Source organism: Campylobacter sp. CNRCH_2014_2849, assembly GCF_025772845.1.
Classification (GTDB): domain Bacteria; phylum Campylobacterota; class Campylobacteria; order Campylobacterales; family Campylobacteraceae; genus Campylobacter_D; species Campylobacter_D lari_D.
In genome coordinates this window covers 21664-36510 of sequence record NZ_JAKMSW010000003.1, presented here as the reverse complement: position 1 = coordinate 36510, position 14847 = coordinate 21664, and the positions used below count along the sequence as shown (strand labels likewise).

16 protein-coding genes are annotated in these 14847 nt (G+C 28.8%); 12 read left to right on the top strand and 4 right to left on the bottom strand.

Annotation, left to right across the window (positions count from 1 at the left end):
* Positions 1 to 29: 29 nt before the first annotated feature.
* The gene (locus tag L8X33_RS02730) at positions 30 to 857 is read left to right on the top strand and encodes a peptidylprolyl isomerase (protein ID WP_258108145.1); all 828 of its coding nucleotides are present in this window, start codon (positions 30 to 32) and stop codon (positions 855 to 857) included.
* A gap of 18 nt (positions 858 to 875) precedes the next feature.
* Here L8X33_RS02730 and L8X33_RS02725 read toward each other — a convergent pair whose 3' ends face one another.
* The gene (locus L8X33_RS02725) at positions 876 to 2207 is read right to left on the bottom strand and encodes an acetyl-CoA carboxylase biotin carboxylase subunit (RefSeq protein WP_258108146.1); all 1332 of its coding nucleotides are present in this window, start codon (positions 2205 to 2207) and stop codon (positions 876 to 878) included.
* A gap of 1 nt (position 2208) precedes the next feature.
* Positions 2209 to 2658, bottom strand: a complete 450-nt coding sequence (gene accB, locus L8X33_RS02720) for an acetyl-CoA carboxylase biotin carboxyl carrier protein (RefSeq protein ID WP_039626958.1) — start codon at positions 2656 to 2658, stop codon at positions 2209 to 2211.
* A 131-nt stretch (positions 2659 to 2789) separates the two neighbouring features.
* On the opposite strand from accB, the gene dcd reads away from it, so the two are divergent.
* Genes dcd through L8X33_RS02670 form a run of 10 tightly spaced genes read left to right on the top strand, consistent with a single transcriptional unit; the run spans position 2790 to position 11489 of the window.
* Entirely contained in the window at positions 2790 to 3350 is a 561-nt protein-coding gene (gene dcd, locus L8X33_RS02715; RefSeq protein ID WP_012661997.1) for a dCTP deaminase, read from the top strand.
* 50 nt (positions 3351 to 3400) lie between these two features.
* Positions 3401 to 4408, top strand: coding sequence for a UDP-N-acetylglucosamine 4,6-dehydratase (inverting) (gene pseB / locus L8X33_RS02710; protein ID WP_263669886.1), 1008 nt, complete (start codon positions 3401 to 3403; stop codon positions 4406 to 4408).
* The gene (gene pseC / locus L8X33_RS02705; RefSeq protein WP_263669885.1) at positions 4405 to 5535 is read left to right on the top strand and encodes a UDP-4-amino-4,6-dideoxy-N-acetyl-beta-L-altrosamine transaminase; all 1131 of its coding nucleotides are present in this window, start codon (positions 4405 to 4407) and stop codon (positions 5533 to 5535) included. Before pseB ends, pseC begins: the two co-directional genes overlap by 4 nt.
* Positions 5536 to 5539: 4 nt before the next feature.
* Complete coding sequence (locus L8X33_RS02700) at positions 5540 to 6799, top strand: DUF4910 domain-containing protein (protein ID WP_263659315.1); 1260 nt, start codon at positions 5540 to 5542, stop codon at positions 6797 to 6799.
* A complete protein-coding gene (locus tag L8X33_RS02695; protein ID WP_263669884.1) occupies positions 6796 to 7578 on the top strand; it encodes an AAC(3) family N-acetyltransferase in 783 nt (260 codons plus the stop codon). Before L8X33_RS02700 ends, L8X33_RS02695 begins: the two co-directional genes overlap by 4 nt.
* Positions 7579 to 7580: 2 nt before the next feature.
* Positions 7581 to 7805: an acyl carrier protein gene (locus L8X33_RS02690; protein WP_263669883.1), complete on the top strand. Its 225-nt coding sequence runs from the start codon at positions 7581 to 7583 to the stop codon at positions 7803 to 7805.
* Positions 7799 to 8701, top strand: coding sequence for a class I SAM-dependent methyltransferase (locus L8X33_RS02685; RefSeq protein WP_263669882.1), 903 nt, complete (start codon positions 7799 to 7801; stop codon positions 8699 to 8701). Before L8X33_RS02690 ends, L8X33_RS02685 begins: the two co-directional genes overlap by 7 nt.
* Complete coding sequence (locus tag L8X33_RS02680) at positions 8698 to 10221, top strand: HAD-IIIC family phosphatase (RefSeq protein WP_263669881.1); 1524 nt, start codon at positions 8698 to 8700, stop codon at positions 10219 to 10221. Before L8X33_RS02685 ends, L8X33_RS02680 begins: the two co-directional genes overlap by 4 nt.
* Positions 10211 to 11278, top strand: coding sequence for a beta-ketoacyl-ACP synthase III (locus L8X33_RS02675; protein WP_263659253.1), 1068 nt, complete (start codon positions 10211 to 10213; stop codon positions 11276 to 11278). Before L8X33_RS02680 ends, L8X33_RS02675 begins: the two co-directional genes overlap by 11 nt.
* On the top strand, positions 11271 to 11489 hold the full coding sequence (locus L8X33_RS02670; RefSeq protein ID WP_214100219.1) for an acyl carrier protein: 219 nt from the start codon (positions 11271 to 11273) through the stop codon (positions 11487 to 11489). The genes L8X33_RS02675 and L8X33_RS02670 overlap by 8 nt, the downstream gene beginning before the upstream one ends.
* Positions 11490 to 11501: 12 nt before the next feature.
* Here L8X33_RS02670 and L8X33_RS02665 read toward each other — a convergent pair whose 3' ends face one another.
* The gene (locus tag L8X33_RS02665) at positions 11502 to 12740 is read right to left on the bottom strand and encodes a DUF2920 family protein (RefSeq protein WP_263669880.1); all 1239 of its coding nucleotides are present in this window, start codon (positions 12738 to 12740) and stop codon (positions 11502 to 11504) included.
* Between the two features lie 34 nt (positions 12741 to 12774).
* The gene (locus tag L8X33_RS02660; protein ID WP_263669879.1) at positions 12775 to 13995 is read right to left on the bottom strand and encodes a DUF2920 family protein; all 1221 of its coding nucleotides are present in this window, start codon (positions 13993 to 13995) and stop codon (positions 12775 to 12777) included.
* 69 nt (positions 13996 to 14064) lie between these two features.
* Between L8X33_RS02660 and L8X33_RS02655 the strand changes: the two genes are divergently transcribed.
* The gene (locus L8X33_RS02655; RefSeq protein ID WP_263669878.1) at positions 14065 to 14847 is read left to right on the top strand and encodes an AAC(3) family N-acetyltransferase; all 783 of its coding nucleotides are present in this window, start codon (positions 14065 to 14067) and stop codon (positions 14845 to 14847) included.

The following is a 14847-nucleotide window of genomic DNA, read 5'->3' as shown; positions in this document are numbered from 1 at the left end:
CTATATTTACACTTAAATAAAGGTTTTATATGAGAAAATTTTTAATATCTTGTTGTTTTGCTGCAAATATTTTATATGCTCAAACCCTTGGTGGTGTAGCAATGGTAGTAGAAAATCAACCTATTACTCTTTATGATATAGAACAAACTATGAAAGAATTAAAAACTAATGACAAACAAAAAGCTATAGCATTTTTAGTAGATGATAAAGTTCAACAAAGCGAAGCTAAAAAGCTAGGAATTTATGTAAGCACTTTTGAACTTAATGAAAAATTAGCCCAAATAGCAAAAGGCAATAAAACTGACATTAATGGTTTGCAAGCAAAGATAGAAAAAGATGGTTTAAGTTTTGAAGTTTTTAAAAACAAAATTAGAAAAGATCTTGAAAGAGAAAAACTTTATAGAAGCATAATGCAAAATGCAAAAATCAATATTGATGATGAAACACTAAAACATTTTTATGAAAGCAATCTTGATAAATTTAGCACTTTTTCAAATATAGACTTAGTTGTTTATAATTCTACCAATCCTGAACTTTTACAACAGCTTGCACAAAATCCTATGTATAAAAATTCTCAAATTAAATCAAAAGCCATTAGTTTAAACGCAGCTAGTTTAGATCCAAGATTACTTGCTTTGTTAAATAATACAAAAATAGGAGAATTTACTCCAGTGTTAAATGGCGAAAACGCTTATATAGTGTATTTTGTAAAAGAAAAATATGGTAAAAATCCTATCGAATTTGATTTAATCAAAGATCAAGTTAGCAATGTCTATACCCTAACTCAAAAAGAACAAGCCTTAAAAAATCATCTTGATAAAATAAGAGCAAATGCTCATATAGAAGAATTAAGATAGGTTAAAACCTATCTTCAATTAATGTCTTGAAAGATAATTTGTATCATAATTATTATTGATAAAATCTGCATTATCCATCATCGCTAAATGAAAATCCTTGGTTGTTTTTATCCCACCTACAATAAGCTCTTGCAAGGCTATTTTCATTTTAGCTATAGCTGTGTTTCTATCTTCTCCCCAAACGACTAATTTTCCAATCATAGAATCATAATATGGAGGCACACTATAATCTTGATAACAATGGCTTTCCATTCTTACATTGCGTCCTGCAGGAGCTACATATTTTGTGATTTTACCTGGGCAAGGTAAGAAAGTTTTAGAATCTTCAGCAGTAATTCTACATTCTATAGAATGACCCTTAAGTTTAATTTCTTCTTGTTTTGGCAAAGGATACCCTTCTGCTACTTTAATCATAAGCTCGATAATATCTACCCCGCTTACCATCTCACTCACACAATGCTCAACCTGCAAACGCGTATTCATCTCGATAAAATAAAAATCTAAATTTTTATCCACTAAAAACTCAAAAGTTCCCGCACCCTCATAATCAATAGCCTTAGCAGCTTTAACTGCTGTTTCATGAAGTCTTGCTCTTGTTTTTTCATCTAGTAAAATTGCAGGAGATTCTTCTATAAGTTTTTGATGGCGTCTTTGCATAGAGCAATCTCTCTCACCCAAATGTATCACATTTCCAAAGCTATCTCCTATGATTTGCACTTCTATATGGCGTGGGTTTTGGATGTATTTTTCCATATACATAGTTCCATCACCAAAAGCACTCATCGCTTCACTTTCTGCTGACCAGTAAGCTTTTTCTAAATCTTTTTCATCTTCAACTACACGCATACCACGGCCGCCACCACCTGCTGCTGCCTTTAAAATCACAGGATAGCCTATTTCTTTAGCAAGTTTTTTTGCTGCTTCAACCCCATTTAAAGCCCCATCGCTTCCTGGGATTACAGGCACACCTGCTCTTTGCATTACTTGTTTTGCTTTACTTTTATCACTCATTAGTGCCATAGCAGCTACTGAAGGGCCTATGAATTTGATATTATGTTTTGCACAAATTTCAACAAAATTTTGATTTTCACTTAAAAATCCATATCCTGGAAAAATCGCATCCGCTTCGCTAATTTCAGCTGCACTAATAATAGCTGGGATATTTAAATAGCTTTCTGAACTTCTAGCATTTCCTATGCAAATACTCGCATCGGCATATTTTAAATACAAAGCATCTTTATCTGCAGTAGAATACACACAAATTGCTTTTTTTCCCATTTCTTTTACAGTTCTTAAAGCTCTTAATGCAATTTCTCCACGATTTGCTATTAAAACTTTTTTAATTTCCATTTTATAATTTCTCCACCACAAATAAAGGCATACCAAATTCTACAGGCTGACCATCTGCAACTAATACTTCTACTATCCTACAATCATATTCGGCTTCGATTTCATTCATAATTTTCATCGCTTCAATAATTGCTATAGTACTTCCTTTTTTAATAGTTTGTCCTGCTTTAGCAAAAGGTGCTGCACCCGGGCTTGGAGCTTGATAAAAAGTACCTACCATAGGGCTGTTGATAGTTGGTTTATTAGAAGAGTTTGAGCTTGCTTTAGTTTCATTAACTACATTTACATTAATTGGCTGTGGAGCTGGAGCAACAGGAGCTGGAGCTGGTAATTCACAACACATATCTCTTTCAAGTTCTATTTCAAATCCATCTTGTTCTTTTATTTTAATCTTGCTTATATTTGCTTCTGCAAAAAGTTGCATTAGTTCTTTGATTTCTTCTTTTGTCATATATTCTCCTTAATTTATAAGACTTAATTTATAATTATATATAAAAATACTAAAAATAACTTCAATTATTTATTTTTTACTTTTATTTTAAGATATAATTTAAAAATTCACTTTAATTATAAAGGACAAAAATGGGCTTAAAAGCGGATAATTGGATCAAAAAAATGGCATTAGAGCACAATATGATAGAGCCATTTTGTGAAGCAAACATAGGTAAAGGTATAGTTAGTTATGGGCTTTCAAGCTATGGATATGATATAAGAGTTGGAAGAGAATTTAAAATTTTCACTAATGTAAATTCCACCGTTGTAGATCCTAAAAATTTTGTAGAAGAAAATGTAGTAGATTTTGTAGGCGATGTATGTATAGTACCTGCAAATTCTTTCGCGCTTGCAAGAACGGTTGAGTATTTTAAAATGCCAAATGATGTTTTAGCAATTTGTCTTGGCAAAAGCACTTATGCAAGATGTGGCATTATAGTAAATGTAACCCCTTTTGAGCCAGGTTTTGAAGGACATATCACTATAGAAATTTCAAACACAACCCCACTACCTGCTAAAATTTATGCTAATGAGGGTATAGCTCAAGTTTTATTTTTACAAGGAGATGAGCCTTGTGATGTAACATATGCTGATAAAAAGGGTAAATACCAAGCTCAAACAGGTATAACTTTACCAAGAATTTTAAAATAATTTTATTTTCAACCGATATAAAAACTTAGTCAAGTAATAGGAAAATATATATGTTTAATGGAAAAAGCATTTTAATCACCGGTGGTACAGGAAGTTTTGGAAAAACTTATACTAAAACTTTACTTCAAAAATACAAACCTAAAAAAATCATCATTTATTCAAGAGATGAGTTAAAACAATTTGAAATGGCAAGAGAATTTAATGATGATTGTATGCGTTATTTTATAGGTGATGTAAGAGATAAAGAAAGATTGAGCATAGCAATGAAAGATGTCGATTTTGTCATTCATGCAGCTGCTATGAAACATGTGCCAATTGCAGAATATAATCCAATGGAATGCATAAAAACTAATATCCATGGAGCACAAAATGTAATCGATGCGTGTTTGGAAAATAATGTAGAAAAATGTATCGCTCTTTCAACCGATAAAGCATGCAATCCTATTAATTTATACGGAGCTACAAAGCTTGCAAGTGATAAGCTTTTTGTAGCAGCAAACAACATCGCAGGAAATTCTCATACTAAATTTAGCGTTACAAGATATGGTAATGTAGTAGGTTCAAGAGGATCTGTCATACCATTTTTTAAAAAACTAATCAATGAAGGTGCTAAAGAACTTCCTATCACAGATGAGAGAATGACAAGATTTTGGATATCCTTAGAAGATGGGGTTAATTTCGTGCTGAATAATTTTGCCTATATGCATGGAGGGGAAATTTTCGTACCAAAAATTCCTTCTATGAAAATCGTTGATTTAGCTAAAACTATGGCTCCTAATTTAGCTCATAAAATCATAGGTATAAGAGCAGGTGAAAAACTACATGAAATTATGATTTCAAGTGATGATAGTCATTTAACTTATGAATTTGAAAATTATTATGCCATTAGTCCAAGTATTCAATTTAATAACATTAATGTTGATTTTAGCATAAATGCAAAAGGGCAAAAGGGCAAAAAAGTTTCTAATGGCTTTTCTTATAGCTCTGATAATAATCCATCATGGATTAACCAAGAAGAGCTTTTAAATATAATAAATCATACAGAGCTTGAAAAATGATAACTTATTCTCATCAAAATATTGACGAACAAGACATACAAGTAGTTTGTGAGGCTTTAAAAGATGATTTTTTAACCGGTGGAAAAAAGGTTGAAGAATTTGAACAAGCCCTTTGTGAATATATAGGTGTAAAATATGCTTGCGTGCTAAATTCAGCTACTTCTGCTTTACACCTTGCATATTTATCTTTAAATATAAAAGATAAAATTGTCTTAACAACCCCCATTACCTTTGCTGCAACTGCAAATGCAGCTTTAATGGCAGGTGCTAGGGTTGAGTTTATAGATGTAAAAAGCGATGGAAATATTGATGAGAAAAAACTTGCTTTAAGATTAAGCCAAGATAGCTCTAATATTGGAGCAATTTGTGTGGTTGATTTTGCGGGAAATAGTGTAGAAATGGATGAAATTTTAGCCTTAGCCAAACGATACAACATCCCACTAATTGATGATGCAAGTCATGCTCTAGGTGCTATTTATAAAGATCAAAAAGTAGGTTCTATGGGGGATTTGAGTATATTTTCTTTTCATCCGGTTAAACCTATCACAACCTTTGAGGGTGGTGCGGTTGTTAGCAATGATGAGGAATTAATCTCAAAAATCAAGCTTTTAAGAAGTCATGGCATAGTCAAAAAAAGACTTTGGGATAGCGATATGATTGAACTAGGCTATAATTATCGTTTAAGTGATGTGGCTTGCGCTTTAGGTATAAATCAACTTAAAAAACTTGATAATATGCTAGAAAAAAGAGAAATCATCACAAGTTTTTACGATAAAGAATTTGAAAAAAATCCTTATTTTAGCACTATAAAAATCAAAGATTATAAAAAAAGCTCAAGACATTTATATCCTATTTTGCTTTTCCCTGAGTTTTATTGCCAAAAAGAGATTATTTTTGAAAAATTATTAAATTTAGGCATAGGTGTACAAGTGCATTATAAGCCTACTTATGAGTTTAGTTATTATAAAAACTTATATGGAAATTTATTTTTAGAAAATGCGGATAATTTTTATAAAGCTGAACTTAGCATACCTGCTCATCAAGAAATGAGCTTAAAAGAAGCGCGATTTATTAAAGATAATTTATTTAAGATTTTAGAAGAAACTAAAAAGGCTTGTTGTGAGTAAAAGTATGTATGAGCTAGTTTGTGAGCTTTTTCCTATATGCAGAAGTATTACCGGGAAAGGCTTTAGACAAAGCTTAAAAATACTTGATGAAGCTATGGGGGGGGGTATATTAAAAATTCACTCTATAGCAAGCGGGAGCAAAGTGTTTGACTGGGAAGTACCTGCTGAATGGGAGATAAACAATGCTTATATCATCACTCCAAATGGAGAAAAAATTTGTGATTTTAAGCAAAATAATCTTCATGTATTAAACTATAGCACAGGCATAGACACAGAGCTTGATCTAGCAAGCTTACAAGAACACCTTTACTCTATAGAGGGTATGCCTGATGCTATACCTTATGTGACAAGCTATTATAAAAGGCGTTGGGGTTTTTGTATAAAACATGAAGATAGAGTTAAACTAAAAGAAGGAAAATATAAAGTTTTCATAGATGCAAAACACCATGAAAATGGGGTTTTAAACTATGCTGATTTACTCATACCTAGCACGCAAGAAACAAAAGATGAAATTTTAATTTCCACTTACCTTTGTCATCCATCTATGGCAAATAACGAGCTAAGCGGCCCTGTAGTAGCTGCATTTTTAGCTAAATGGCTTTTAGAACTTAAAGAGAGAAAATATAATTATCGTTTTGTTTTTATTCCTGAAACCATAGGGAGTATAGTTTATCTTAGTAAACATTTAAAACATTTACAAAAACACACTAAAGCAGGTTTTGTACTCTCTTGCATAGGTGATGATAATGCTTACTCACTCATTCACACTCCAAGTGAAAATACCCTAGCAGATAAAGTAGCTTTACATACCTTAAAAGAAAAAAATAATTTTAAAGAATTTAACTTTTTAGATAGAGGAAGCGATGAGAGACAATACTGTGCTCCTTTGGTAAATTTACCCGTAGTTTGTGTGTGTAGGACTAGATTTGGTGATTATAAAGAATACCACACTAGCAAAGATGATTTAAATTTCATCAGCGAAGAAGGATTGCAAGGTGGCTTAAAAGCTATGCAAGAAATTATCATGAATTTAGAAGTGAATGAAATTTATCAAAATACTGTATTTTGCGAACCCAATTTAGGTAAAAGAGACTTATATATAGACCATTGCAAAAGAGAAGGAAGAGTTGAAAATATACTTAGTTTCTTAGCATTTTGTGATGATAAAAACGATGTTTTAGATATAGCCTCAAAGCTAAATATACAAGCTTATGAATTAAAAGATTTAATAGAAAGATTAAAATTTCATAAACTAATAAAATGAAATATTTCTTAGAATATAATGATAAAAAATACTCTAATATTGACTTAATAGAAGCTTTCAAAAAACTTGGCATCAAAAAAGGCGATATTTTGTGTGTGCATACTGAACTTTTTAATTTTGGCACACCCTTGCTTCCTAGAAATGAATTTTTACAAACTATATTAGATTGTTTTATTGAAGTTATAGGTAAAGAAGGTACTTTAATCATACCTACTTTTACTTATAGTTTTTGCAAAAATGAAGTTTATGATAAATTAAATTCTCCTACAAAAATGGGTGCTTTAAATGAATATTTTCGCAAACAAGCAGGAGTAAAACGCACTAGTGATCCTATATTTTCCTTTGCTATAAAAGGAGCCAAAGAAGAATTGTTTTTAAAGGACACTACAAGTTGTTTTGGAGAAAATTGTGTGTATGATATTTTAACACAAGAAAATGGAAAATATATACTTTTTGGAAGCACTACAGGACACACTCTAACTCATTATATCGAAGAAGAATACCGAGTAGATTACAGATATTTTAAAGATTTTCACGGAAAAATAATAGACGAACAAAACAAAATGCATGATAAAAAAATAAAATTTTATGTTAGACATTTAGATAAAAAATCTTTACCAAATGTCGATAATATAAACTATATTACTAAAAAAACAAAAAATTTTATATACGAAAATTTTGGTGGTGCAACTATATGTTTATTTCATACAAAAGAATACAAAGAAGCGATAAAAAATGCTCTTGATGAAGATAAAAATATTTTTATATTACAGGATTAATCATGGAAAATAAATTTTATGAAATTTTAGAAAATATACTAGAAGTAAAAGTTGATGAAAATTCAAATTTAAGCATGCAAAATTGCAAAAATTGGACTTCTTTAGCTCATATAGATATAATAATGAGTCTAGAAGAAGAATTTGAAATAAAATTTAATAAAGAAGAATTAACTAATTTAAAATCTAAAAATGATTTATTAAATTCTATAAAGGAAAAATTATGTTAGAAAATACTAAAAAATTATTTGATTTAATAAAAGAAAAAAATCCTTTACATGAAAAATGTTTAAATGGATTAAAACTTTCAAAACAAGAATATAACGATTTAGAAAAATTAATTATATACTATAAAAATGATTTAAAAATAAATTTAGAAGAACAAGCACTAAGCTATATAGTTGTATTAAATGATACTTTAGAAGAAACTAGATATTTTATAGAATTTGGAAAATATAGATATAGCACCTTAGCAGAAGTAGAAAATATGGTGTATTTTAATGAAAACTATATGAAGCAATACATGGTAGGTCTTGCTATATCTTCTTTTATATGGAATGCTCATATTGAGGTTAGAAGATATTTTGCTAAGTATATAGATGAAAAACAAAATCAAGAAAATACCTATCTTGAAATAGGACCAGGACATGGTGAATTTTTTGTTAAAGCCCTAAGAAGTCAAAAATTTAAAGAATATTTTGGCATCGATATATCTCCTATAAGTTGTCAAATGAGCAAGGATATGGTAGAAAATCAGTTTGGCGAAATAAATACTAAATGCGAATTTATATGTAAAGATTTTACCAAATGTGAGTTTAACAACAAAGCTGATTTGGTAGTAATGGGAGAGGTTTTAGAACATGTTGAACAACCTTTACAATTTATGAAAGATGTAAAAGCCTTATTAAATGATAATGGAGAAATCTTTGCGACTATACCTATCAACGCTCCTGCAATTGATCATATTTATTTATTTTCTCATCCTGATGAAGTTAAAGAATTACTTAATAAAGCAGGATTGAAAATCAAAGAATGTGAATATTTTATGGCGAATAATTATTCTTTAGAAAAAGCACTAAAAACAAAAAATGCTATTGTAATGGCAGTAGTTTTGGTCAAAGAATGAATCTTTTTTCACCAAATTTAAAAAGAAATGATCTCATAAAACTTAGCAAGGAAAATCATCATAAAAAAATTACTATTAATGTTTTTAGAAATCACTCTTTTGAAGTGATTTCAAGCATACTAAATGCATTTTTAGCCTTTAGTAAATTAAAGGCTGAATTTAACATAAGCTCTTATGATGATAGTTTAAGTTATGATAATTTTCAAAAAGCAAATTTAAACATCATATTTATAGATTTAAACAATTATAAAAAAAATGTAGATGATTTTATCAAAGAAAAAATACAAGAACTATCAAGCATTAGCAACGCTCCTATCATCACACTTTTACTTGGTAATACAAGCTTAAAAGAATATAGTATTTGCAAAATACTAAAGCCCTTTTTAGATGAAAATCTCATCATAGATGATAGTAATTTTGAAATAAATGCAAGCAGACTTAGTAATAAAGCTTGTGTAAAATTAGCCCAATTTCTAGGACTAAAAATCCTACCTAGCTTCTTGCAACCAACTTTAAAAGCAATCATCATAGATCTTGATAATACCTTATACCAAGGAATTTTAGGCGAAGATGGCATTGAAAATCTTACTTTATCTAGCAATCATAAAGCCTTACAAAGTGAGCTTTTAAATTTAAAAAATCAAGGTTTTTTACTTGCCATCGCTTCAAAAAATGAAGAAGAAGATGTAAAAAAACTTTTTTCACAAAGAAAAGACTTTTTATTACAACTTGATGATTTTAGTATGATCAGGGCTAATTGGAAAAGTAAAGACGAAAATATTAAAGAAATTGTAAATTTTTTTAATATAGCTTTTGATAGTGTGCTATTTATTGATGATAATATAGCCGAAATTGAAAATGTATCACACCTTCATATTAACACCTTGCTAGCTGATGAAAATAGTGCTTATAGTTTAAAGCTCTATCCTAGACTTTTAAAAACAAGCTTTAGCAAAGAAGATGAGTTAAGAAGTGCTGATATTAAAGCAAATTTACAAAGACAAGAACTTAGCAAGCTTAGCCCTAAAGAGTATTTTGAAAAATTACAGATTTGTTTGAAATTTCATATCAACCACGCGAATGAACTTGAAAGAATTTCACAACTACTTAATAAAACTAATCAATTTATATCAAATTACTCAAGATTAAGCTTAAAAGAATGTGAAGAATTTATGCAAAAACATGCTATTTTGACTATAAGCATGAGTGATAAATTAAGTGATAGTGGTATTATAGCAATTTTTTTAGCTTATAAAGATGAAACAAATTTAATCATAAAAGATCTTTGTATAAGCTGTAGAGCCTTAGGAAGAAAGCTTGAAAAAATTATGTTATATAAGGCTATAGAGTTATTACATGTGCATTTTAATACAAAAGAGTGTATTTTATACTTTCAAAAGGGCGAAAGAAATATGCCATTTTTAGAATTTTTATATAGTTTAAATGCAAATATAAAAGAAAATTTTGCTCTAATCCAAAAAGAAATGATAAATTACGAAGGACTTATAATTGAAAGCTAGTTTTAATAAAGCCAAAATAGCAGGTATAAGCGTTTGCGTGCCTAATAAATGTATAAATATAGATGATTGCTTAGAAGATGTTTTTCAAAATGATGTCAAAATGCTAAAAAGAATGAAAAAAATTTCAGGCATACAAGAAAGATTTATTGCTGATGAAAATATTAGCACAACAGATTTAGCCTATGAAGCAAGTATAAATTTATTTAAAATGCTTGATTTTGATAAAAATAAGCTTGATATGGTGATTTTTGTTACACAAACTCCTGATTTTTTTATGCCATCATGCGCAAACTATCTTCACAAACGATTAAATTTAAAACCTCAAACCATAGCTTTTGATGTAAATCAAGCGTGTTCTGGGTATTTATATGGCTTATTTATAGCTTTTTCTTTTTTAGAAAATCAAAATGCAAAAAATATTTTATTAATTTGTGGTGATACTTTAAGCAAAACCATAAACCCTTTAAATCCAAATTTAGCTCCAATCTTTGGCGATGGAGTAAGCGCAACACTCATAAGCTGTGCAAATGAAAAATCGTTTTTTAAGCTTCATTCTAATGGAGAAGGTTTTGACAAACTCATCATACCCAATAGAGCTTTTGCTAAACTTGATGAGAGTAAAAGCTCCAATAAAGAAATATTTCAAACCAATAAGCATAGGAGCTTAGATAATCTTTACATGGATGGGGCTGAAATTTTTAACCAAGCACTTAATCTTGAGAGCCAAAGCATAAAAGAAATGCTTGATTTTTGTGAAAAAAGTAAAGATGAAGTGGATTATTTTTTATTACATCAATCCAATCAATTTTTAGTTGATTCTATTATAAATGACTTGGGTATTGATAGCTCTAAAGCACCAAATTTTTTGATGTCAAAATATGCTAATTTAAGTGCCTGCTCTTTACCTGCTTTACTTTGTACAATGCAAAAAAATGATTTTAATGCCATTTTAAGTGCTTTTGGCGCTGGATATGCCTGGGGGAGTGCTTATATAAATTTTGATAAAAACTTTAAAACTGATACAATTTCAATTTATAAAGGAGAAAAAAATGACTAAAGAAGAATTATTAGAAGCTATTAGCGAAGCTATGCATATGGATGAAACACTAAAAGAAGATATGATTTTAGATGATATTGATGAATGGGATAGCTTAGCTTTTGTATCTATCATGGTATTATTTAAAAACTCACTTGGTAAACAAATTAGCGGTGATGATCTTAAAAAATGTGAAAAAGTAAGCGATCTTTTAGCTTTAGCTGGTGTTTAAACAAATATTTGTTTAAACCCTTTCCACACTTAAAATAATCTGCTCATTTTCCTCTTTAAAAGTATATATTAAATCATCACACTTATATGAGATTTCTTTTTTACAAGTTTTATCTTTTAAAGGTTCTTGTAAAATTTGTGGTAAGTGTTTTTTAATAAGTAATTTCATAGGTATACCCATACCATGAGTTAAGTCTTTAATAAATTTGCCATCTATTTGTTTTTCATCTATAGCTTTTATAAATTCAACATCAAGTCCATGTTCTTTTAAAATATTAACATATTCTTCTTTTTCTTCTAAAGGAACATATTCATCAAATTTAGAATGATAAGCAATATATTTTGGATTTGGATATTTTGCTTGTATATTTAGATGATCTTTATTTAGTGTTTCTCTAATGAGTTTTCTAGCAGGTGAAAAATAATAAGGTGATTGTTTGTTTGTAGTCCATAGTGTTTTTTCACAACAACACAATCTTATATTTTGAAAGAAATTAAAAGTCGCAACCGAATAATACTCAGTATAATCAACTTCTTTTCCAAAACCTATAACTCTCCATAAATTAGTAAGACTAACATGAGAAGAATTATCTATTACAACATCAACAAGCCAAGGAGCTATTTTTGCACATAAATTTGCTAAATAACCTCCATGAGACGATCCGATTAAAATATGCTTTATACCCCCCCCCATAGCTTTAAAAGGAGAATTTTTTCTAATATATAAAAGAGCATTTAGTATATCTGTTGCTTGCATGATGCCAAAATTTTGATATTCGTTTTTAGTAGGTCGTAAACTCGCACTTAAGTCTAAATAATACTTTTTATCAAACCTCCAAGCGTCTTTCTTTTTTTGAATTTCTTTATTAAGATATTCCATAGCAGGATGAAATTCTTCAAAAGTATTAAGTTTTGATATATCATAAGGAATTTCTATGTCAATAGCTTTTAAGCTTGCATCAAAAATAAGTTTATCAATATCATCTAAATACCATTGTGCTCCAGTTTGAGGACGATTACCTATACCATGATAATTTACACTCAAAACTGCTACATTGTAATTTCTAGCACAATAATCACTTATATAATAAATGCTTTTTATATCACTGCCAATACCGTTTATAACGCAAACAATGGCCTCTATTTCTTTACTATCATCATAAGTTAATTTAAATTCTAATTTACTTTCTCTTTTTATATTTAATTCTACATCATCACAAGAGTCTATGAAATAAGTTTCATTTTTTAACATTTAAAAAGCCTTTGCTAGTTTTAGATATATTTTATCAAACAATCTCTAAAACAAATTTATCATTTTCATCTTTAAAGGTAAAAACTTTATTTTTACAAGGATAAGATATACTATCTTTTTTCATACTAAATGTTTTATCTTTTAATTTTTCAAGCATAATAGGTAATTCTTTATTAAATAATGCCTTATCAGGAATTCCACACCCATGAGTTAAATTTTTAATAAATTTGCCATCTATATCTTTTTCATCTATTAGATGAAAATCTACTTCATAATTTAAGGCTTTTAAAATTTCTATCATAGAAATTTTATGATCAGCTGGAGTTAAGTCATCTTTAGCGCTATGATAACTTGTATAAATAATATTTTTATTCTTTTGAGCTTGTAAGATCAAATGATCTTTATTAAGTAAAGCTCTTATTAAATAATTTTCATCAGCAAAATAATAAGGTGAGTTTGGGTTTTTGCGTGTCCAATAAGTTTCCACATAACAATGAACTTTACTATTTAACTCATCTTCGTTTAAAATAGCATCACCTTTATTTAAATCCCTTCCTATGATATATCTTAATGGAGGCAATGCAGCACCTGAATTATCTATCACTCCATCTACATACCAAGGAGCTATTTTAGCACACATTAATGCCACTAAGCCACCGTATGACCCCCCCCCGTAAATTTTAGGTAAAGATTTAAATTGAGGATAATTTTTCATTATATCTTTTAAGGCATTGATATGATCGATAGCAGGCATAATGGCAAAATTATTATACTCATTGTTAGGTGGGATAAAAGTCACAGATAACTCAACCTTATAGTCTTGATTTAAAATTCCTTGTTCTTTTAATATACTCATTTTTTGATCAAGAATTTGATAATATTTTTCTATATTTTTTGTATTATCTAACACTTCAAATTCTATTTCAAAATCCCTGAAAGCCTTTTCAAATGTTCTTATATCGTCTAATAAAAAAGTCATTTCAGCGCTATATTTGTCTACATCAGAAACTCTTTGGCAAAAGCAATGATAAAATACATTTACAGCTACTACATCAAATTTTTTAGCTATAAAATTTCTATAACTTTCTAGAAAATGTATATTTGCATTAGCTCCATATCCACCTATGATGAAAACAATAGCTTTCATTTGCTTACTATCATCATAAGTAATTCTATATTCTAATTTACTTTCTCTTTTTATATTTAATTCTACATCATCACAAGAGTCTATAAAATAAGTTTGATTTATGAGCATATTTTTCTTTCTTGATATTATAATTTATATGCTATTATAACTAATTAAAATACACTCAAAGAAAAAAGTATGAAATATATATTTAAATGCAATGATAAAAAATATTCCAATATAGACTTAATAGAAGCTTTCAAAAAACTTGGTATTAAAAAAGGTGATATTTTGTGTGTACATAGTGAATTGATGAAATTTGGTATTCCTTTACTTCCTAGAAATGAATTTTTACAAACTATATTAGATTGTTTTTTTGAAGTTATAGGTAAAGAAGGTACTTTAATCATGCCTACATTTACTTATAGTTTTTGCAAAAATGAAGTTTATGATAATTTGAATTCAAAAAGCACTGTTGGCGTTTTAACAGAATATTTTCGTAAATGGGGGGGGGTAAAACGCACCAATGATCCTATATTTTCATTTGCCATTAAAGGAGCCAAAGAAGAATTGTTTTTAAAGGACACTACAAGTTGTTTTGGAGAAAATTGTGTGTATGAAATTTTAGCCAAAGAAAATGGAAAATTAGTTTTATTTGGCTCTAAAATAGCTGGGTACACTTTTAGTCATTTCATAGAAGAAAAAGCTCATGTTCCATATAGATATTTTAAAAATTTTAGTGGAAAAATTATTGATGAAGATGGTAAAATACTCCAAAAAAATATTAAATACTATGTTAGGAAATTGAATAAAAATTCAGATTTAGATGTTGATAAACAAGTAGCTATTTTAAAAAATGATGATAATTTTAATATTTTAAATTTTTCCAATGCTCATATAATAAATATCGACATGAAAAACTATTTAGAAAAAACATTAAAAGCTTTAAAGGATAACCCTTATTGTTTGCTAAAGGAATAA